At 55.1% G+C, this 18,447-nt stretch carries 19 protein-coding genes; 9 read left to right on the forward strand and 10 right to left on the reverse strand.

All coding sequences use genetic code 11. From position 1 onward, the window contains the following. Positions 1-72 precede the first annotated feature (72 nt). Together D8767_RS01145 and D8767_RS01150 are read left to right on the forward strand one after the other, a co-directional pair. Complete coding sequence (locus tag D8767_RS01145) at positions 73-396, forward strand: DUF2790 domain-containing protein (protein WP_003253432.1); 324 nt, start codon at positions 73-75, stop codon at positions 394-396. A 201-nt stretch (positions 397-597) separates the two neighbouring features. Further along, entirely contained in the window at positions 598-2,595 is a 1,998-nt protein-coding gene (locus D8767_RS01150) for a heavy metal translocating P-type ATPase (RefSeq protein ID WP_009682002.1), read from the forward strand. 90 nt (positions 2,596-2,685) lie between these two features. Here the strand turns inward: D8767_RS01150 and D8767_RS01155 are convergent, their stop codons facing one another. The 4 genes from D8767_RS01155 to D8767_RS01170 all read right to left on the reverse strand — a co-directional run bounded on the left by D8767_RS01155 (position 2,686) and on the right by D8767_RS01170 (position 6,848). Continuing rightward, positions 2,686-2,910: a hypothetical protein gene (locus tag D8767_RS01155; protein ID WP_003253436.1), complete on the reverse strand. Its 225-nt coding sequence runs from the start codon at positions 2,908-2,910 to the stop codon at positions 2,686-2,688. 127 nt (positions 2,911-3,037) lie between these two features. Beyond that, the gene (locus D8767_RS01160) at positions 3,038-4,063 is read right to left on the reverse strand and encodes a hypothetical protein (RefSeq protein ID WP_003253439.1); all 1,026 of its coding nucleotides are present in this window, start codon (positions 4,061-4,063) and stop codon (positions 3,038-3,040) included. Between the two features lie 298 nt (positions 4,064-4,361). Further along, entirely contained in the window at positions 4,362-5,669 is a 1,308-nt protein-coding gene (locus D8767_RS01165) for an OprO/OprP family phosphate-selective porin (RefSeq protein ID WP_003253440.1), read from the reverse strand. Between the two features lie 210 nt (positions 5,670-5,879). Beyond that, positions 5,880-6,848: a LysR family transcriptional regulator gene (locus tag D8767_RS01170; protein WP_003253442.1), complete on the reverse strand. Its 969-nt coding sequence runs from the start codon at positions 6,846-6,848 to the stop codon at positions 5,880-5,882. A 257-nt stretch (positions 6,849-7,105) separates the two neighbouring features. On the opposite strand from D8767_RS01170, the gene D8767_RS01175 reads away from it, so the two are divergent. From D8767_RS01175 to D8767_RS01185, 3 genes are read left to right on the forward strand one after another with little or no spacing between them, the layout of a single operon-like run. Continuing rightward, entirely contained in the window at positions 7,106-7,525 is a 420-nt protein-coding gene (locus D8767_RS01175; RefSeq protein WP_003253444.1) for a GtrA family protein, read from the forward strand. Further along, positions 7,491-8,474: a glycosyltransferase family 2 protein gene (locus D8767_RS01180; protein WP_003253446.1), complete on the forward strand. Its 984-nt coding sequence runs from the start codon at positions 7,491-7,493 to the stop codon at positions 8,472-8,474. The genes D8767_RS01175 and D8767_RS01180 overlap by 35 nt, the downstream gene beginning before the upstream one ends. Continuing rightward, positions 8,468-9,922: a glycosyltransferase family 39 protein gene (locus tag D8767_RS01185; protein WP_003253448.1), complete on the forward strand. Its 1,455-nt coding sequence runs from the start codon at positions 8,468-8,470 to the stop codon at positions 9,920-9,922. Before D8767_RS01180 ends, D8767_RS01185 begins: the two co-directional genes overlap by 7 nt. Before the next feature lie 82 nt (positions 9,923-10,004). Here D8767_RS01185 and D8767_RS01190 read toward each other — a convergent pair whose 3' ends face one another. Next, complete coding sequence (locus D8767_RS01190) at positions 10,005-10,226, reverse strand: hypothetical protein (protein WP_003253450.1); 222 nt, start codon at positions 10,224-10,226, stop codon at positions 10,005-10,007. Positions 10,227-10,492: 266 nt separating this feature from the next. Here D8767_RS01190 and D8767_RS01195 point away from each other — a divergent pair, with 266 nt between their 5' ends. Next, positions 10,493-11,080 carry a hypothetical protein gene (locus tag D8767_RS01195; RefSeq protein WP_003253452.1) on the forward strand — a complete coding sequence of 196 codons (588 nt, stop codon included), beginning with the start codon at positions 10,493-10,495 and terminating at the stop codon, positions 11,078-11,080. Between the two features lie 57 nt (positions 11,081-11,137). Here the strand turns inward: D8767_RS01195 and D8767_RS01200 are convergent, their stop codons facing one another. Then, positions 11,138-12,556 carry a heavy metal sensor histidine kinase gene (locus D8767_RS01200; protein WP_009682005.1) on the reverse strand — a complete coding sequence of 473 codons (1,419 nt, stop codon included), beginning with the start codon at positions 12,554-12,556 and terminating at the stop codon, positions 11,138-11,140. Continuing rightward, positions 12,553-13,227 (reverse strand): heavy metal response regulator transcription factor, encoded by a 675-nt coding sequence (locus tag D8767_RS01205; RefSeq protein ID WP_003253457.1) that lies wholly within the window; start codon positions 13,225-13,227, stop codon positions 12,553-12,555. Before D8767_RS01205 ends, D8767_RS01200 begins: the two co-directional genes overlap by 4 nt. 689 nt (positions 13,228-13,916) lie before the next feature. On the opposite strand from D8767_RS01205, the gene D8767_RS01210 reads away from it, so the two are divergent. Then, the gene (locus tag D8767_RS01210) at positions 13,917-14,243 is read left to right on the forward strand and encodes a DUF2790 domain-containing protein (protein ID WP_003253458.1); all 327 of its coding nucleotides are present in this window, start codon (positions 13,917-13,919) and stop codon (positions 14,241-14,243) included. Positions 14,244-14,275: 32 nt separating this feature from the next. Here the strand turns inward: D8767_RS01210 and D8767_RS01215 are convergent, their stop codons facing one another. The 3 genes from D8767_RS01215 to D8767_RS29055 form a co-directional block, all read right to left on the reverse strand. Further along, the gene (locus D8767_RS01215) at positions 14,276-14,626 is read right to left on the reverse strand and encodes a DUF3147 family protein (RefSeq protein ID WP_003253461.1); all 351 of its coding nucleotides are present in this window, start codon (positions 14,624-14,626) and stop codon (positions 14,276-14,278) included. A gap of 157 nt (positions 14,627-14,783) precedes the next feature. After that, entirely contained in the window at positions 14,784-15,689 is a 906-nt protein-coding gene (locus D8767_RS01220) for a cation diffusion facilitator family transporter (protein WP_003253462.1), read from the reverse strand. Positions 15,690-15,743: 54 nt separating this feature from the next. Further along, positions 15,744-15,944: a zinc ribbon domain-containing protein gene (locus D8767_RS29055; RefSeq protein WP_223255137.1), complete on the reverse strand. Its 201-nt coding sequence runs from the start codon at positions 15,942-15,944 to the stop codon at positions 15,744-15,746. On the opposite strand from D8767_RS29055, the gene D8767_RS29060 reads away from it, so the two are divergent. Further along, on the forward strand, positions 15,924-16,130 hold the full coding sequence (locus D8767_RS29060) for a hypothetical protein (RefSeq protein ID WP_003253464.1): 207 nt from the start codon (positions 15,924-15,926) through the stop codon (positions 16,128-16,130). The two genes, D8767_RS29055 and D8767_RS29060, sit on opposite strands and share 21 nt — an antisense overlap. Before the next feature lie 440 nt (positions 16,131-16,570). Continuing rightward, a complete protein-coding gene (locus D8767_RS01230; RefSeq protein ID WP_003253466.1) occupies positions 16,571-18,268 on the forward strand; it encodes a phosphoethanolamine transferase in 1,698 nt (565 codons plus the stop codon). Positions 18,269-18,447: the final 179 nt, after the last annotated feature.

An 18,447-nucleotide genomic window follows, 5' to 3' on the forward strand; every position in this document is an offset into this window, starting at 1 on the left:
TTCTCGTCATGCCGGTGATGCCTATGCATTGCTAAGGTTACGCCCGAGAAGTTTTGAAATTGAGAGGGTTTTATGAAAAAGCTAATTATCGCTGCTGCACTTGTTGTTTTCTCGGTGGCTTCGCAGGCCAACACTTTTTCCGAGAGCAAGCAGCTGCAATACACCAAGGAGCACCAGACCGCAGTGGCCAAGTACGCGGAGAAAAATGGCAAGCCAATGCCAGAGATTCAGGATTACAAATATGGCATGAAGATAGACGTTGCTAAGTTCGTACGTCAGTCGCAGGACCCACGTACCTGCCAGGTCTACCCACGGTTGATGACCTTCGAGGACTCCCAGGGCACGCTCAAGACTGTTCGTTACTCGATGTATTCGCAATGCATCAACAACAAGTAGTAAACGATTTGAACAGAACAATTAGAGAATTCATAAATGCCAGGCAGTGCCTGGCATTTTTTATTACGCCCGATGCCCCATGGTTTTGACATGTTAACGCCTGGGCCGGGGCAAACCGTGCAATAGGTCTTAGCTAACCAACCGCGACGGCTCCCAACTGCAGAGGGCAATTGGAAGCCTTGACCCCAGAAGGGACGAGTTATGAAGAGTTTGCTTGAACGCCCTGATGACCAAGCTGGGCATGAAGGTCATAGCCATGAGCATGGCGGCATTTTTGGCATGAACACGGAGCTGATTTTCGCGCTGATCTGTGGTGCCCTCCTGGGTGCCGGAGCTCTCGCAGGACAACTTGACCTGATTGATCGACTGCCCCTGATTCTGTACGTGTCGGCCTATGTGTTCGGTGGATGGTTCACCACCAAGGAAGCGATCAGCAACATCCGCCAGAAACGCTTCGAGATCGATTCGCTGATGCTTCTCGCCGCAGCCGGTGCCGCGAGCATTGGCGCCTGGGCGGAGGGGGCTCTGCTGCTGTTCCTGTTCAGTCTGGGGCATTCCCTTGAAAGCTACGCGATGGGGCGGGCCAAGAAAGCGATTGAGGCACTGTCCAAGCTCGCACCAGCCACCGCGATCGTACGCAGAGCAAATGGCACGTTGGAAATGCCTGTGGAGCTGCTGGTTCCCGGTGACGTTGTCATCGTGCGCCCCAATGACCGCCTACCGGCCGATGGTTTTGTTGTAGTGGGCTCCTCAAGTATCAACCAGGCGCCAGTAACCGGTGAGAGCGTCCCCGTGGACAAGCAACCTGTCCCTGATGCCGAACTCGCACGCAGCAAGCCAGATGCAGTGGATGCAGCCTCGAAAGTCTTCGCCGGTACCATCAATGGCGAAACGCTCATCGAGGTTGAGGTAACACGGCGCTCTACGGAAAGTACCCTGGCGCGGGTCATCAAGATGGTCAGTGAAGCCGAAGTCAGGAAGTCACCGACCCAGCGATTCACGGACCGCTTCCAACGCATATTCGTCCCGTTGGTTTTGCTGCTGGTAGTCGGGCTGCTATTTGCCGGCATTTTCCTTGATGAGCCGTTCCGTGACTCGTTCTACCGGGCGATGGCCGTACTGGTTGCAGCCAGCCCCTGCGCGCTGGCGATCGCAACACCAAGCGCCATTCTATCTGGCATCGCCAGGGCAGCCCGAGGTGGCGTGCTGATCAAGGGCGGTGCACCGCTTGAAGAGCTCGGCTCCTTGAATGCCATGGCATTCGACAAGACCGGTACCCTGACCGAAGGGCGCCCACGCATCACCGATGTAATACCGGTAGGCGGCACGCAGATCGAGGATCTACTAAACGTCGCCATCGCTGTGGAGTCGATGAGCGACCATCCGCTGGCTGCGGCAATTGTGCGTGACGGTGAAGAGATGATTGGCACACGGCGCCGATTGCAAGCCAAGAACATGAGCAACATGATTGGCCGCGGCGTACGTGCCGAGCTTGATGGGCAGTTCGTCTGGATTGGCAAGGTCGAGATGTTCGGTACCAATGGTATTCCCGCACTGAGCAAGGCAGCCTTGGAGGCTGCGGAGCGTCTGCGTCAGTCGGGCCGCACAACCATGGTGGTACGTCGCGCTGACAAGGATCTGGGCGCTATCGGGCTATTGGACACACCCCGAGAGGGTGCCAAAGAGGCACTCCAGAAACTCAGAGAGATGGGCATCGACCGCATGGTCATGATTTCTGGGGACCACAACCGCGTTGCAGAGGCGGTAGCCAAACAAGTTGGCTTAGATGAGGCGTGGGGAGACCTAATGCCGGAAGACAAGGTCAAGGCCATCAAGAACCTGCGCCTCAGCGCCAGGGTGGCCATGGTGGGTGACGGCGTGAATGATGCCCCTGCCATGGCCAATTCGAGCGTTGGCATCGCAATGGGGGCTGCCGGATCTGATGTCGCCCTGGAAACGGCTGATATCGCGCTTATGGCTGACGACATCAGGCAACTCCCATTTGCGGTGGGGCTGAGCCGTCACACGCGATCGATCATCCGCCAGAACCTGTTCGTCAGCTTGGGGATTGTGGCCATCTTGGTTCCGTCTACCATCATGGGCTTGAGCATTGGTGCCGCCGTTGCGATCCATGAGGGCTCCACACTGCTGGTCGTCTTCAACGCCTTGCGGTTGTTGGCCTACCGCAGAAGCTCCTGATCCCTGAGCTTCAATCATGAAGCTAAGCAGGGAAATGACTTGAAGTAGAAGTACGGGTCGTGCGCGATCAGCGCACGACCCGTACTTTTCTCACTCGTCGATCCCGATGCGCTTGAGGCTTTCAAGGGCCTTCCCACACTCAGGTGAGCCGTGCCTTAAGCCGCAGGCCAACGCAGCTTTGAGACTCATGACACCGGCTACGAAACCGACTTGATTGCCGACCCCTTGTCCGTTCGCAAATCCCTGATCATACGCAATCTCCACAAGTGCATTGATCGCCGCCAGGGTGTCTTGTTTGTTGGTACTGTTCTGCATATCTACTCCGCGAGCATTCAGCTCATATCGCTCGGTTAGATGGCGGCGCCTTCAGGTTTGGGGTGAGCGAATCCCGCTCCCATAGCCAATCCCTAACGGGGGGCATAGCCCGCCACCGTAAGGAAAATCAGCTATTGAGAGCAGGTGACTCGTTTTGGTCACGCGTGCTGCTCGCCTCACCGCATTGGCACTGAGTGGGTACATCCGGATAGCCGCTGTGTTTCTCGACGAACAGCGTTTGGCAGGTGGTGCACCCATAAATCCGCGGCAGAGACTTCAGACCACCTGGCAGCACATCGCTCAAGGGCTCGTTATGCCAAGGAGCCCCGTCAAGGATCTTGGAGCGCAGGATGTTTCCCAGCCGCCAGGTGTTACTTTGTGCGCGCCAGAACCACATCGGCGCCGAAAGTGAATACTGGATGAAGGTCTCTTCCGGCTGTTTGGAGAGCATCGGAAATTTAGGGCGGGTCGATCCGGAATCGATGATAGTGAACCCCATGCCCATCTCAGCGCTCGGATGGGTCTGTTCACCGAAATAGCGGTCGTGACTCGCCGAAGCCGTAGCTTGATGATCAGTCGGCGGAAATACCCACAGATAGCACTCGCTTCGAGTCACCATTTCGACGAGCTGGCTCTGTCCCCGTATAGGGAAATCTGCAGCCAGTGCGAAGCGATCTTTCCACGTGATTTTCGGAGGCGGTGCCATACCCGCCGCAATGGCCAGCGTCGCCGTTTTCGGGACGAATCGATCGCCGAGCTCGTTCAGATCCAGATTCTTGCAAAGGGCTTTGAATGCCTTTTTACGAGTCTTCGAGGTGAAGGAGGGGTCGAGGAGCAGGCGAACCTGGTTCACGCCTATCCCTGCAGCTCGTAGTACTTCGATGACTTCTTCAGCCACGCCGACTGCTTGAAGATCGGTCAATCCCAAGCACTTTTTCGCCCGCTCAATCGTCTCGTAGAGGTTGTACTGCCTGTCGCTGTCACGGCATACCTGGATTGGCAGATTGTCTTGGGAGTCAACTTCTGGGGAGACGGAGCCAATGGCAGCGTGGAGCAACTGGTGAATGTGCTGGTGAGCGTACGGGCGACCGGAAGCCGAGAATGAGGCGTGCAGCTGAGCAGCGAGAGGTTGAAGCAGCTTTTTGGCAGACATGACTATCCCCTAATGAGCGACGTTGGGGTAGCTGCGCTTGTAGGGCCGTTAGACGCGAAGCTGGACGTCGAATCAGGTTCAATCATGAGTAGGAGTCAGGTTTGGTTTGCTTGCACGGCCACCATGCAAAACCCGACGCGGCGATCACACCAGATTCGCCGAGTTTTGGCAAGAGAGGTCATCAGGTGAGCGAGAGCAGGTAGGAGGAGGACGCTCCAAGCTCGATCACGTCAGAAACAGGGAAGCCGGAAGCACATTGAGCGCTTCCGGCTTTCTCACGTCAGACTGATGAGAGGGATCAGAAGACGTATTGCAGGCGGGTCACGATTGCATTGCCGCTGTCGTCGCCCACGGTGTTCTCGTTATTGTCAGTACGCACGTTGATGTAGTTGGCACTGAGTTTCACTGCCTCGTTGACATACCAGTTCACACCCACAGTGTGGCTCTTGGCCTTGCGCTCGTTCGATTGATCCGCTGCGGTGACCAGGTTGCCGTCTTCGACCTTGATATCGTCAAAGCGGTAGAAAACTTCCCAGGCCCCCAGTTCCTTGTTCTCTGGTTTGATAGTGTCGAACTTGGCACCGTCGAGCTTGTAGATACGCGGCTCGCCGGTCAGGGTGTAAGCCATCTGGGCGTAGTAACCAGAGGCCTTCATGTCGCTGTTGGCCTGGTCAGCTTTCAGCTTGCGGCGAAGGTATTCCGCTTGCACCGAGAACGGGCCGGTGGCCCAGGCACCTTCGAGACCCCAGACCGAATCGTCCTTCCACAGGCCATCTTGTGCGGCGGCACCGCCAAACAGCATGCGGTTGCCGTTGGTGCCGGCATCGCCGCCGCCATTGGTATCTACACCGCGAACGCCAAGACGCGAACGAATCCGGGTATCGACCGCACTGTTTTTGAGGTCGCGGTAAGCGTACTGAGCACCGACGTGCAGGACGTTGCCATCACTGTGCAGCGGTGCGAACACGGCACGTGCGTTGTAGCGCTTGGTGCTGTCGCCATCCGAGTTGTTGTTGGTTTCGCTGAAAACGCTACCGGAGACATAAGCCATGTCAGCGATGGTGCTGGTGGCTTGAACACCCATGCCGGCGTTGTCGTTGATCCAGTCCGCCAGGTCGTACGAGAGGTTCCGCTCCATGGCAGTGGTCCACTTCGAACTGGTGGCTTTCTCAAGACCGAAGTCGGTGTAGAAACGACCGAATCGCAGTTGGACGGGCTTGAAACCGGTGTAGGTCAGGCTGGCCTCGTCGAAGTAACCGTCGGAGTCGTTGCCCGTGTTGCGGGAAAGGTCGTAGTTGAGCTGATACTTCCAGTCGCGGTACAGAACGCCGCCGAGCTCAAGGTAGGCGCGACGGAAGTAGCCGGCGTCAGCGGTATCGCCATTCTTGGTGAAGACACCATCGAAACGGCCGTAGTCGGCCTGAACGCGACCGCCCAGTTTGAAACTGAATTCCTTGTCAGAAGTCGATACTTCAAGACCGCCCTTGGTCTTCAGAACGATGTCAGCTCCGTCAGTGGTTACTGTTCCGGAGAATGCTTGCGAGGAAAATGTGCCTATTATTGCGGCAGCCAACAGCTTTTCCCGCATGTTCGAAGAACGGATCATTGCTTGCCTCTCGTATGTTAAGTGCTTAGCTACCGACGTTGTATTTCGCCCTTCGTCGGCCTAAATTTATCTTGCAGATGGGAGCAGGCCACGGTTGTCACCTGCTGTAACAAGATGCCTTTGTTCTAAGCACTCTGACTAGATTGCAAGCGAATATGACAGTTGTGTTTCTGTAGTGTTAACAGGAGAGTTTGAAACCTAACAAAACTGTTACCGAACAAGCCAGTCCTTCTTATCAAAGAAGCTCTTCTTGATCAATCTACGGATTTCCAGAACGTGCGGGTTGCGGGCAAGCTTGGTTTTGATAACAAGATAGACATCTTTCTCCTCCAGATCGTCCAAAAAACCCGGCATCGGCAGAATATTCCTCTCCATCTTTCGACTATAGTCGGGCAGCACACCGATACACGCGCCTCCTACGACAAGGCCACGGGATAAGTTATAGTTCTTTACCCGAGTGGTACCGCCCTGATGCTCAGCCATTATCGATGCCCACTTTCGTGAGCCCGCCAAAATCTCTTCATCCCAAGGGATAACGAGCATGAAGTTGTGCAAATCCAGGCTCTGCACTGGAAGGGTGACGCTTCTTGAGTAGCGGCTGGAAATGAACAGCGAGTGCCCAATCCGGCCAAGCCGTTCAAACCTATACGTAGGATGGCGATCAAACGCGCCCTCATCATCTGGGCTCACGAAAGCGATACCCACATCGACTTCACACTCAGAGAGCATCTGCGTTGTGCACTCTGAATGGATTTCAAGCTGCATTTCGGCATGATCGCGCACGTAGGCGACTAGATCGCGGTTTACGATGTCGCTCAACACTGGCTCCGTGATCGCGATGGTAAGCCTGGGGACTTCCTTTTCACCGGACTTGCCAAGGCCGTCTGGGCCGAAGAGCTGGCACAGGTAATGGCTGACCCTCTCGCCAGTGCGGGTCAGGGCAAGCTTGTTGTGTTTGTATACAAACACGGGAGCACCAATGTGCTCTTCCAGTTTCTCCAAGCGTTTCCGAAGGCCTACCACTGGCACATTGAGCCCCCGGGCAGCCTGTTTGAAACTGGCACAACGTGCTGTTGCGAAAAACTCTACGGCCAGCTGATCATCAATTGGCAGATCATCCAATATGTCAGGACTGTAAGGAACAACGCTGCTTGTAAATGTTTCATTTTGTGTAACCATTGGGTCCCCCTTAATTCGGGGAATCTATCTCAATGCCACCCAGCATTTCCTTATCTTGTCAGCATTGTAATCCGCAGGTCATGCATGCGTTATCGGAAGGTTTTATTTCGAAAGCGTAATTTTCGAGCAATCTTGCTGATATTGTAGCGTGCTAGCCTAGCGCGCCAATTTCATTACTTGGCAGATCTAAATTTAGCCAATTACGCATTTACATTTGGTTCACTTTTTTTTCACCTTTGCCTCCATAGGCTTTGGGCATGGAAAATCAAACCCTACCTCTTACTACCTTACTGATTCGTTATCTGGGGATCGGCTTCATAGCAACGGGAATCCATTATGCGGTGTTCCTAGTGCTGGTTACGACAGAATTATCTACTCCATTGCTAGCCAGTATCTGTGGAGGCATGGTTGGCGCTATCGCAAGCTTTATTGGAAATAGGGCGCTCTGCTTTGTGTCAGATGGCTCTCGTAAGTTTCAGCCTGTCAGGTTTGCACTGGTCGCGTTAGCCACAAACTTCGGCAATGGCGTGGGTATGTGGTTCCTCATCAAGTCGAATCTGTCACCGCTCATCTCCCAACTTGTAGTGACCTTAAGCCTCACTGCACTTGGATTCATTGCACATCGTTTTTGGACATTCAATCATGCAGACATTACATCGCTTTCCCGAGCGCCCTGATCCCTTGTTAACCATCGTCGTCCCTTGCTTCCAGGAAGAGGAAACCATCCCCGAGTTCCACCAGCGGATCACCCGCGTCGTGAAGCGCTTACCCGTCTCCTGCGAAATCCTCTATATCGACGATGGCAGTAACGACCGAACGGCCGACATTCTTCGCCACTATCAGGATGGGTCATCTGTACGTTGTCTGTCCCTGAGTCGCAACTTCGGCAAAGAGGCTGCACTCAGCGCCGGGATAGACCATGCCCGTGGCAGTGCGCTGATCTTCATCGATGTCGACCTGCAGGACCCACCAGAGCTCATCTCGGCCATGGTGGACCACTGGCAACGCGGTTACGACGTGGTGAACATGCAACGCAACCTGAGAGTCGGTGATTCGTGGTTTAAGCGCATGAGTGCCCGGGCTTACTACTGGGTCATGCAGCGCCTGGTGGAGAAGGTGGACATGCCGGCCGATGTCAGCGATTTCCGATTGATTGGGCCTGCGCCGCTGGCAGCACTGCGGGCGCTGGACGAACGCTCCAGGATTCTCAAAGGCATGATCGGCTGGGTAGGCTTCCGTACCATCGAGCTGCCCTACAATCGCACCGTTCGCCATGCCGGCAGCACCAAGTGGAATGCAGCTGGCCTGTTCAATCTGGCCATCGAAAGCATCGTCAGCTTCTCTCGCAAACCGCTGCGCATTTTCAGCCTCATCAGTTTCGGTCTTTTCGTCTCCAGCATCTGCTACATGCTTGCGTCGCTTGTGGCAGGAAGTTTCGACATCCATCACCTGATCGTCGGAATGGCTTCATTCATGTGCGTCGGTGTCGCCATGGTGGGGGAGTACCTGGGCGTGACACTCGCGGAAGTGAAGCGCCGGCCTCTCTATTTCCTGAAGCACAGCAGCAAGGCGGATCCCGTGTCACTCCACCCTTCGATGGCCTCGATCGAGGGTAAGAAATGCTGAGCCTGAAAAACGAGCGGACGCTGTGGTGGATCCTGGGTTCGATTTTGCTCTTGCGTTTGGTGGGGCTGGGCATCTATCCACTGATGGACACATCGGAGGCTCGCTACGCTGAAATGGCTCGCAAGATGGTCGAGTTGAATGACTGGATCACGCCCATGTTCGACTACGGGGTACCGTTCTGGGGCAAGCCACCGTTGTCCTTCTGGACCCAGGCCGCAAGCATGACGGTCTTCGGCGTTAACGAGTTCGCTGCGCGTTTCCCGGCGTGGCTGCTGCACCTGGCAAGCTGTTTCATCATCATCAAACTCGGCACGCAGCAGATTTCCCGTAACGCCGGCATCTGGGCCGCCATTATCTTTTCCAGCACCACCCTTGGCCTAGTCTCCAGCGGTGTCGTGCTGACCGACCCTGTTTTGTCGTTCTCGATTCTGCTGGCCAGCTACGGTTTCTGGCGTTGGATGAAGTGCGCCAGCAAGGCGGATGCCTACCTGATGTTCGCAGGTCTCGGGCTGGGCTTGCTTGCCAAAGGCCCTCTGACCCTAGTGCTTATGGGGGCGCCGGCATTCGCCTGGTTCGTTATCTACAAGGAATGGGGACGGGTACTGAGGCTTCCCTGGATCAGCGGCCTTGTACTCATGTTCGGTATATCCGTGCCTTGGTATGTCGCGGCCGAGATGAAAACGCCCGGCTTCATGGAGTACTTCTTCGTTGGTGAGCACTGGAGCCGCTACGTCGTCAGTAACTGGGCGGGCGACCTATACGGCAGTGCTCATGCCAAGCCATATGGCACCATCTGGATCCAGCTCGGACTGTCGCTACTGCCGTGGGCCTTTTTCTTACCATTACTGATCCGCAAGCGTGAATCAATGCAGCGCTTCGAGGCTTACCTCTGGCTGTGGGCCTTGGCGACACCGGTCTTCTTCACATTTGCAGGCAACATTCTGTGGACCTACCTGCTACCTGCGCTGCCAGCCTGGGCATTGCTGCTATCCGGACGGATCAGCGATGTTGGCCCGAAGACTACATGGGCTGCCGCGGCGAGTGCATTGGTGTTACCAATCATCGGTGCGGGCATCATCTACGCCGGGGTACTTGAGGAGCGACCTCAGAATCAGCGAGATGTGGTTCAAGCCTGGCTCAATGTGCAGTCTGCTCATTCCGCTCCCCTGATCTATCCTGGCCGCCGCTCATACTCGTCGGAGTTTTACAGCAGCGGAAAGTCCGAGAACATCAAGGATCCTGCCAAGTGGCCGCAGGATGGCTCGTTCTATCTGTCCAGGCGCTTGCGAGACAGCAAGGATGGTCTGCCCGCTGATCTAGCATGTACAGCGATCACCGAAGCGAACGCCAGCCAGCTCATGCTGTGCCATTGGAAACGTACCGTACAAGGTGCCGAGGGTCTGGCTGGAGAAAGCAATGCGGAAACGCCTCGCAAGAACGAAGGCTAAATTCCAAGCACAAAAAAGCCAGGTTTTATCCTGGCTTTTTTGTCGATTTCTTTCGTCATTTGAAGTCCTATTTAACCGCCGATTAATTGTCGGCTTGTTCCTTACCATCCTTGCTTTCTTTCTTTTGCTCTTGAGCGACTTGTTGTTTGTTCTGGTCCGAAGAGTCATCGCTCCATAGGCGAGCCTGTTCGGTTCGGAAGTTTTCATTGAACTGTTTCGCTCGCTCGAAGCCACCTTCAGCGTAAGCGGTACCCATGAGACCCAGCAGCAGGCTGCCAATAGCGATAGATTTGACAAATTTCATTGTGAACCTCGGTTCATACTAGGCCTGCCTGATTAGCGGCCTTTGTTGGTTTGTAGTTTAGGAACGCGAAGCTAACGACAAGGTGAGTCAATAATTACAATTCCGTAATTTTGGCGGCAGGCAGGATGCGTTAAATCCTCAAATCTGGAAGGATCATGTCTATCTCGGCACTGTCGAGGGCGACTAAGAATTTTCTCTTAAATTACAATTTTGATATCTAGCGCGTTAATTCAGCGCGGCGTTGTTGGCCGCCCTAGGAGATAGCCATGAATGACATAGAGCCCTGGGCAGTTGCTATCGGTGACTTTCGCCGCTGCACTGAAAAACTCACTGTCCAGCTCGATGAGCTGACCTCGCAGACGCGGACCTCCAGCGCTGTTCTGGAGAGGTCGAACGAACTGGTGGAGCAGGTGGACGCTGTCGGCCGGCAGATTCAGGAGGAGGTGCGAAAGGCGGAGAAGGCTTGGTCGAACGCGGAGGAGGTTGCCTTGCGCGCCGCTGCATCAGCGTATTCAGCTGCATGCCGCGGAGTCGACACCGCCATCCAGCCACTGATCTCGGAGCTTACAGCAGCGACAAAGGCGGCGGACGCCTCTATCCAGGAGCTCAAGCGGGCACCGGTGCTGGCCAAGCGTTATGTGATGGTGGTCGCCACGTCGTTCTTCATTCTGGCGCTGATCTGTGTCTACTCGACCATGCGCCTGATCGATGCCGCCGGCAGCGTAAGTGCTCAAGAGAAAGTGAATGCTCAGTACTTCTCACACCTGTGGAAGAACGCCAATCCTGACGAGCAGAAGATCATCAAGTCGGTGATTCTGCGGTCGCCTATGGACCCTGTGGTCCTCCGGCACTGATGCATTGAGCAAACAAAAAGGCCCGTCGATGGACGGGCCTAATCATGTCTGCGCGGTTTAAGCGGCGGTCATTGCTGGCTGCAGTTGCTGGGCTGCGGGAAAGTGAAGGTGGAACCAGGTGAAGTTTTCTTCGGTCACCTCCACGCTCGCCGACCCTTGGTGCAGGCTCATGATCGACTGCACAATGGCCAAGCCAAGACCGGTACCGCCTTCGCTCCGTGCTCGGCTCTTGTCCACACGGTAGAACCGCTCAAATAAGTGCGCATGGTGTTCCTTGGCAATACCGCGGCCGGGGTTGCCGACACTCAAGGTCGTACCGCTCGCACTATGCTGCACCTTCACGTAGACCGTGCGGCCGCGAGGGCAGTAGCGGATCGCGTTCGACACGAGGTTTGAGACGGCCCGTTGAACCATCAGGCGGTTCCCGCGTACCACATCATCACTCCCAGAAATCTGCAGCTGGATCTCGCCTTCCTCTGCCGAAATGCTGAAGAGGTCGCATACGCGCTGAACCTCGTCGACCAGGGACACCGGTTCGAACTCCACCATGGACGCAGGGTGACTGACCTGGGCCAAGAACAGCATGTCGGAAACCATGCGGCTCATGCGGTCCAACTCTTCTGTGCACGACTCTAGAACCTCCCGGTACTCGGAAAGCGATCTTTCTCTGGTCAAGGCAACCTGGGCCTTGCCCATCAGGTTGGAAAGCGGTGCTCGAAGTTCGTGGGCAAGGTCGTCAGAGAACTGCGAGAGCTGCTGAACGCCATCATCCAGGCGAGCCAGCATGATGTTGATGCCGTCGGCGAGCTTCTTGAGTTCTGCCGGCATCCCATCAGTCGGAAGACGATGGTCGAGGCTCTCCGTTGAGATCTTTGACGCCACCTTGAGGAATTTGGTCAGCGGCAGCAGGCCTCTGCGCACGGTCCACCAGCCAATGGCCAAGATCAGTGCGAGGATGACGGGGGACATCATCAAGGCCCAAGTCAGCAACGCATCAAGCAGTGCCTCACTGGATGACTGGTCCATGGTCATATAGACGCTGACCTCTGTTCCATCGCCCAAGCGCATGATCCGAGAAGCACTCAGCAGAGGACGGTCCTGCGTATCACGCCATTCATGCTCTTTAGGCTGGGCCGCCGGCTGAAACTTGTGCACCTCCAGATTGACCTGTTTCGAGCCAATCGAGAGCAGAGGAGTCTGATTCTGTGAGGTATCGAATATGCTCACATACAGGTTGTTGTGGCCCATGACCAAATCGACAAGCTGATGTGCATCTGCGTTGACGCCGGAGATATCCGGGATGGTGGACAGGTTGTGAGCCATCCCCGCCATCTTTACTTCCAGGTCCGCTCGGGCATTTCTTTCCAGAGCCTTACCTACCATCAGATAGCCAAAGGTGGCGAACAGAAGCAGCAACGCTGCGCTCATCAACCCAACTTTTAACCCCAGCTTTGCAGCCAGGCTGAATGGCCTCATGCGCGTTCCTCAAAAACGTACCCAACGCCACGAAGCGTGTGAATGAGCTTGGTTTCAAACGGGTCATCGATCTTCGAGCGCAAGCGCCGGATGGCTACATCGATGACATTGGTGTCGCAATCGAAATTCATATCCCAGACCAACGAGATGATCTGGGAACGAGTCAGCGCTTCGCCCGTTCGGCTCATGAGCAGGTGCAGAAGCGCAAATTCCTTGGTGGTGAGATCGATGCGTGTGCCACCGCGGAAGACGCGATGGCGGACGGAGTCGAGTTCCAGATCCGCAATTTTCAGCGAGCTCTTCTCGACCAACTCATCACCACGGCGTTGCAGCGAACGGATGCGAGCAAGCAGTTCAGGGAATTCGAATGGCTTCACAAGGTAGTCATCCGCGCCGCCGTCCAAGCCCTTGAGCTTGTCATTGATGCGTCCGCGGGCGGTCAGCATGATGATGCGGACCCGGCTGGTCTTACGGATGGTTTCCAGCAGGTCCCAGCCGTCGATACCGGGGAGGTTCACGTCCAGAAGGACCAACGAATAGACATTAGTGTTGAACAAGTGCAGGGCATCTACACCGTTGTGCACGATATCTACGACATACCCGCTTTCGGATAGGCCCTGCTGAAGATATTCGGCAGTTTTAATTTCGTCTTCCACAACTAGAACGCGCATAACTTATCTCAAGGTGTGAGGAAGGAGTTGGCCTAATCCGCCAAGATTATGGTTGCAGGCTGTTCGAAAGATAGGCTGAGGGTATGGCATGTGGTAGTCGCTACCTCTGTCCATACGCCGGGTCACCTGAGGACGCTTGAATCTTAACGCGAAGAAGCTGGCCGCGGCGAAATCCTACAAATTTGTAATGTAGCCGCAAGATTTCTGACAGTCATGCAGGCTCCAGCTCTGAGCTTAGCGGATTCTGGGGTCTGCGACGGTGTATGACAGCTTCGCCTGACAGGCGGAATCGGCCATGACAGGCAGTATTTCGGTCGCCAGCTTGCAGAGACTGGCGCTGGCCTTGCATCGAGTGCGCCACGCAGGCAGTCCCCATGCACGGCCGCGAACTGCTACGCCTTTCTGCGAATTAGTTCACTTGGTGGCTCAGTAGTCTCCCGAATAATTACCTTACAATCTATTACATGTCCAAATTGTAATTGCGCGATCATCTTGGTGTTAGCCTCCTTTGCTAGTTTAAGGGCAGCGGAAGAGGCATCGCTGCTTTGGAAATTGTCTCATTTCAAAGCAGCTTGGCAAGAGCAGCGGGCAGTTGTTCTCGTCAATGCATTCACCTGTAAACCATACGCTCCTTTGGTAGGTGAATTTTAGCGCCCCCCTACGGGCGCTTTTTTATTAAGGGACTTCTTATGAACACTACTGTATCAGCGATCGCCGTGTTTATGCTCTTCACATCACTAACAGCCAATGCACAAAGCGGTATGGAAATAAACCAACGCATTGAGCGTTCTGCTAGAGAGGCTACTGCGGATTATGCTCAGCGCGTAAAAAAGCCCATGCCTCAACTTGAAGACTATGCCTACGGTATGGACCTTGACGTTGGTAAGTTGGTGTATGTATCACCCAGCGTGCGGTACTGCGGTAATGTAAGAAGTATGATGACCTACGAAGACTCGAAAGGCGAGCTGCACATGGTTCGCTACCTGGTGAAGGGCGAGTGTATTAACAGCCGTTAAGGCTCATCAAGATGATGTCTGCGGTCGCCGGATCATAGAAGCTCAATGCCGAACCGGCGCAGCAGTACGGCGAAACATCCGAAACTGGCCATTGTGATGAGGATGCTGCTGATAAGGGTCGGCCAGAAGCCGAGCTTAGGTAGCAGCAACGGGAACGCGATAAACATCGGCAGTGTAGGAAGCACGTACCAGAACGTGTACCAAGCATGATTGGAGATCTTCTCCATGCTCTGGTTCTCCAAATAGAGCCAGACCAGCGTCAAGACAGTGACCAGGGGTAGGGCGGCGACCAGGCCGCCCAGCTTGTCACTGCGTTTCGCCAGCTCTGATACGAGAATCACTATTCCGGCAGTGAGTAGGTACTTCGTGATGATCCAAGCCATCGCTGAACCTTCTGGGGATTGTGGACGGGGGAGGTGAAGCCATTCTCCAACCCCTCTCGAAGTGCTCCTGCCGTTTACGCCATCCCTCATCGCATTTCTTCTACAACATCCCCCTCAGCCAGGAAGGGGATGTGTCTGCATGGTGTTTACCGATCGATCAGTGCGAGGGCGAGGGAACGCTCTCGTGGAAAGCTGCCCGCTCGATCTGGATGGTGCAGTGATGGATTTCAAATCCATCGCTGACAGCATCCACGACGGCCGCCAACACAGCATCCCCATCTGCAGAATCCCGTACCACTACGTGCGACGTCATCACGTTGCTGCCACTGCTGACGGCCCAGACGTGCAAGTCATGAACGTCCGTGACCCCATCTACGCCGCGGATGGTGGCCTCGATTGCCGTAACGTCGAGCCCCCTCGGCACACCCTCCATGAGAATCCCCAGGCTTTCGCGAAGCAACTGCCACGTCCGCGGCAGTACCCAAAGTCCGATTGCCACAGCGACAATCGTGTCGACCCAGGTCCAGCCCGTGAAGCGGATGATGAGTGCTGCAATGATTACGCCTAGCGAGCCGAGCATGTCGCTCCAAACTTCGAGGTAGGCGCCTTTGACGTTAAGGCTCTCGTTGCTCGCAGATGCCAGAAGGCGCATCGAGATTAGGTTGATGATCAGGCCGGCGATTGCGATCCACATCATCGCCCCGGTAGCGATCTCCGCCGGCATGAAAAAGCGCTGGTAGGCCTCGTACAAGATGTACATCGCCACCAGGAAGAGCAGCACGGCGTTGAACGTCGAAGCCAGAATCTCCAGGCGCGCATAGCCGAAGGTTCTTTTCTGATCCGCCGGGCGCTTGGCTATCTGAAGTGCAATCAGTGAGATCGCCAAGGCGGCAGTATCTGTGAACATGTGGGATGCGTCAGACAGCAGCGCCAGGCTGCCGGTAATCCACGCACCGATCACTTCTGCAATCATGAAGCTGCCAGTCAAGGCGAGCGCCATGATTAGCTTCTTCTGATGCCCCTCGCGTACTGCAGCGCTGCCATGGTCATGATTTGAACCCACGTATTTCTCCTTGCGCAGGGTTGTGGTCTCGTTGGCCTTCCTGTCTGCCTATCGTTAGAGCGTCGCTTGGCCACACTGACTGCAGAATTTTGCTCCTGCGCTCAGCAACGAGCCACAGGCGGTGCAACCACTCGATAGTGGTGTTCCGCAGTTTAGACAAAAGCGTGCTGACGGATCGTTGGCCGTCCGGCACTGCCTGCAGCCCTGCAGATCTTTAATGGGGGCTGGAGTGGCATGGCGCCCGCCGTCATACACCTGGTTGCCGCCGTCGCAGCCCTGCTGCCGGCCATGGCGATCGTATTGCTCGGCCCCATGTCCCCCGCTGTGGTGCTTGCCTCCACCGTGGTTTCCACGGCCATGGTGCCCGCCCAGGATATTTTTGAAAAAGCTCATGGTATTCGCCCCTCATTGATGGGTGACATATTAACGAGCAAAAGTTGAAAAGAATGTTCTGCTCGCGAGAAAGACTTGTAAGTTAAAGTGAAAGTTCAAAATTAGCCTACGTCAAAACGAAGCCGTTTTGTTTGTGAAATTAAATTTATCTAGCTGAGCGGTGCTCTGCGTTTAATAGATGGTGTCGCCCTAATTTTTATCATAGCCTGGTCGATGGCAATTAAAACAGCAGTTATTGCATTTCTGTCAGCATTGTAATCACGAGGTCATCGTGTCGTTATCAGGCGCCGGAAATAATGCGCTCAGCGAGATTTATTTCTCTTTTGTCCCTATGCCTCACACATTCTAAGCGTCTCCAACGCCTAGGCCCTAAGGCCTCTGGCGCTCCGCACATTGCGCAATCGCTCAGCATCTGTCGATGGTTTGCCAAGCAGCTCCCGCTAACTCCACAGCTAACGCATGGATAAGCAGCCTCTCAGAGTTTGATAATGACACCTTCAAAATCCATTGTTCACACCCTGTTAAGTAAATGGATCTTTGCTATTCGCACTGCCCGACAGGAAGGCATCAGCACTAATCTGCTCATTGGGCTGGTAACTCTTTGGTTGCTGCTATTCGCGAATGCTGAGCTCTGGAGCGTGCTCTGGAAGCTGGTATTCAAAACCGATGAAGTGAACTGGCTGCTAGCAGCTAGCCTCCCAGTCATAGTATTCGCATGGGTGTTTACGGTTCTGAGCTTGCTGTCATGGGCGCGGCTGACCAAACCTTTTCTATGTCTCGTACTGATCAGCGCGGCTTTTGCGAGTTACTTCATGAATGCCTATGGCATCGTGATCGATTACACAATGTTCACCAACGTTGTGGAGACAGACGTCGCTGAGGCAACCGAGCTGCTGAATTGGAAGCTCGGTCTGTGGGTCGCAATGGTTGGGGTGTTGCCCGTCTACCTGATCTCCCGGGTTCCCCTCCGGCGCAAGCCTTGGGCCAGAGCTTTGGTCAGCAGGGTCATTGCTCTGTCGCTCGCTCTGTTGACCTTGTCTGGCATCGTGCTGAGTCAATACCAGTCATATGCCTCCTTGCTGCGCAACAATCGGGAGATCCGACTGATCCTGGTACCCACCAACTTGTTTGCGGCTGGCCATGGTTACCTGAAGCGCCAGCTGGCCACACCTAAAACGCTGACGGCCATTGGAACTGATGCGGTAGTTAATCGACAGGGGGCGGCCCGTAAACCTAGGCTGCTGGTACTGGCTGTAGGAGAGACCGCCCGCTCCGCCAACTTCTCCCTCAATGGCTACACCCGTGAAACGAACCCGGAGCTGGAAAAACGCAACGTCATCAGCTTCTCCAACGTCAGCTCCTGCGGCACCGCCACCGCAGTTTCGTTGCCATGCATGTTCCTGGATGTGGGTAAGGCCGAGTACAAAGATGGCTTGGCCAAGAGCCGAGAAGGGCTGCTCGACGTGCTTCAACGCGCAGGCATTAGTGTCATGTGGACTGACAACAACTCGGGGTGCAAAGGGGCCTGCGACAGGGTTCCCAACCACAAGGCTGCCTCTCACGCGGATCCCCAACTTTGCACCAGCGAGGAGTGTAAGGACGGGGTGCTGCTCTCGGAGATGCAAGACTTCATCAAGCGTCAAGAAGGCGATGCTGTCCTGGTGCTCCACTACAAAGGTAGCCATGGCCCGGCCTACTACAAGCGCTACCCCGCGCAATTCAAGAAATTCGCGCCGGTGTGCGAGACCAACGAGCTCGACAAATGTAAGCAGCAGGAAGTGCTCAATGCCTACGATAACTCGATCCTTTACACCGACTACGTTACAGCCGGGCTGATCGACATCCTGGCAGCGAACACCAAATTCGACACTGGGCTCCTGTACGTTTCTGACCACGGAGAATCACTGGGTGAGGGTGGGCTCTACCTGCATGGGCTGCCTTATGCGATGGCTCCTGAAGAGCAAACCAAGGTGCCATTGGTGCTTTGGATGTCCGATTCTCTTGCGAAGAGTGAAAGGCTCAACGTCGGCTGTTTGAAAGCTCAAGCAAGCTCACCTCTTAGCCACGACAACCTGTTTCACACAGTGCTCGGGATGATGAATGTCCAGACGTCCTCGTACCGCTCAGCCTTGGATTTCACTGCCCCGTGCAAGCCCTTGCCAGGAGGCTCTTACTCAGGCCTCTAAGACACGAAGTAGGATGGCCCCTCTGGGATGCCAAGTGCTTCTGCTCCCGTCCGCTTTGACAGCTATAAGAAGCTGGACTAACTACATAGCAGCACCCACCAACCCAAGCGATAAAGGAAATCTCGCATGAGCATCAAGCCAGGCCCTAAACGAACTAACGAAGATGGCACTCCGGATAA

The sequence above is a fragment of the Pseudomonas sp. LTGT-11-2Z genome, from assembly GCF_003691445.1.
Lineage (GTDB): Bacteria > Pseudomonadota > Gammaproteobacteria > Pseudomonadales > Pseudomonadaceae > Aquipseudomonas > Aquipseudomonas monteilii.

What these genes read in the sequence shown, in the direction of transcription:
- D8767_RS01195 (WP_003253452.1), top strand. Translation starts at nt 10,493, where the DNA reads ATGAATGACATAGAGCCCTGGGCAGTTGCTATCGGTGACTTTCGCCGC.
- D8767_RS01150 (WP_009682002.1), top strand. Translation starts at nt 598, where the DNA reads ATGAAGAGTTTGCTTGAACGCCCTGATGACCAAGCTGGGCATGAAGGT.
- D8767_RS01200 (WP_009682005.1), bottom strand. Translation starts at nt 12,556, where the DNA reads ATGAGGCCATTCAGCCTGGCTGCAAAGCTGGGGTTAAAAGTTGGGTTG.
- D8767_RS01215 (WP_003253461.1), bottom strand. Translation starts at nt 14,626, where the DNA reads ATGGCTTGGATCATCACGAAGTACCTACTCACTGCCGGAATAGTGATT.
- D8767_RS01230 (WP_003253466.1), top strand. Translation starts at nt 16,571, where the DNA reads ATGACACCTTCAAAATCCATTGTTCACACCCTGTTAAGTAAATGGATC.
- D8767_RS01145 (WP_003253432.1), top strand. Translation starts at nt 73, where the DNA reads ATGAAAAAGCTAATTATCGCTGCTGCACTTGTTGTTTTCTCGGTGGCT.
- D8767_RS01180 (WP_003253446.1), top strand. Translation starts at nt 7,491, where the DNA reads ATGCAGACATTACATCGCTTTCCCGAGCGCCCTGATCCCTTGTTAACC.
- D8767_RS01185 (WP_003253448.1), top strand. Translation starts at nt 8,468, where the DNA reads ATGCTGAGCCTGAAAAACGAGCGGACGCTGTGGTGGATCCTGGGTTCG.
- D8767_RS01175 (WP_003253444.1), top strand. Translation starts at nt 7,106, where the DNA reads ATGGAAAATCAAACCCTACCTCTTACTACCTTACTGATTCGTTATCTG.
- D8767_RS01160 (WP_003253439.1), bottom strand. Translation starts at nt 4,063, where the DNA reads ATGTCTGCCAAAAAGCTGCTTCAACCTCTCGCTGCTCAGCTGCACGCC.
- D8767_RS01155 (WP_003253436.1), bottom strand. Translation starts at nt 2,910, where the DNA reads ATGCAGAACAGTACCAACAAACAAGACACCCTGGCGGCGATCAATGCA.
- D8767_RS01165 (WP_003253440.1), bottom strand. Translation starts at nt 5,669, where the DNA reads ATGATCCGTTCTTCGAACATGCGGGAAAAGCTGTTGGCTGCCGCAATA.
- D8767_RS01170 (WP_003253442.1), bottom strand. Translation starts at nt 6,848, where the DNA reads ATGGTTACACAAAATGAAACATTTACAAGCAGCGTTGTTCCTTACAGT.
- D8767_RS01190 (WP_003253450.1), bottom strand. Translation starts at nt 10,226, where the DNA reads ATGAAATTTGTCAAATCTATCGCTATTGGCAGCCTGCTGCTGGGTCTC.
- D8767_RS01210 (WP_003253458.1), top strand. Translation starts at nt 13,917, where the DNA reads ATGAACACTACTGTATCAGCGATCGCCGTGTTTATGCTCTTCACATCA.
- D8767_RS29060 (WP_003253464.1), top strand. Translation starts at nt 15,924, where the DNA reads ATGGCGCCCGCCGTCATACACCTGGTTGCCGCCGTCGCAGCCCTGCTG.
- D8767_RS01205 (WP_003253457.1), bottom strand. Translation starts at nt 13,227, where the DNA reads ATGCGCGTTCTAGTTGTGGAAGACGAAATTAAAACTGCCGAATATCTT.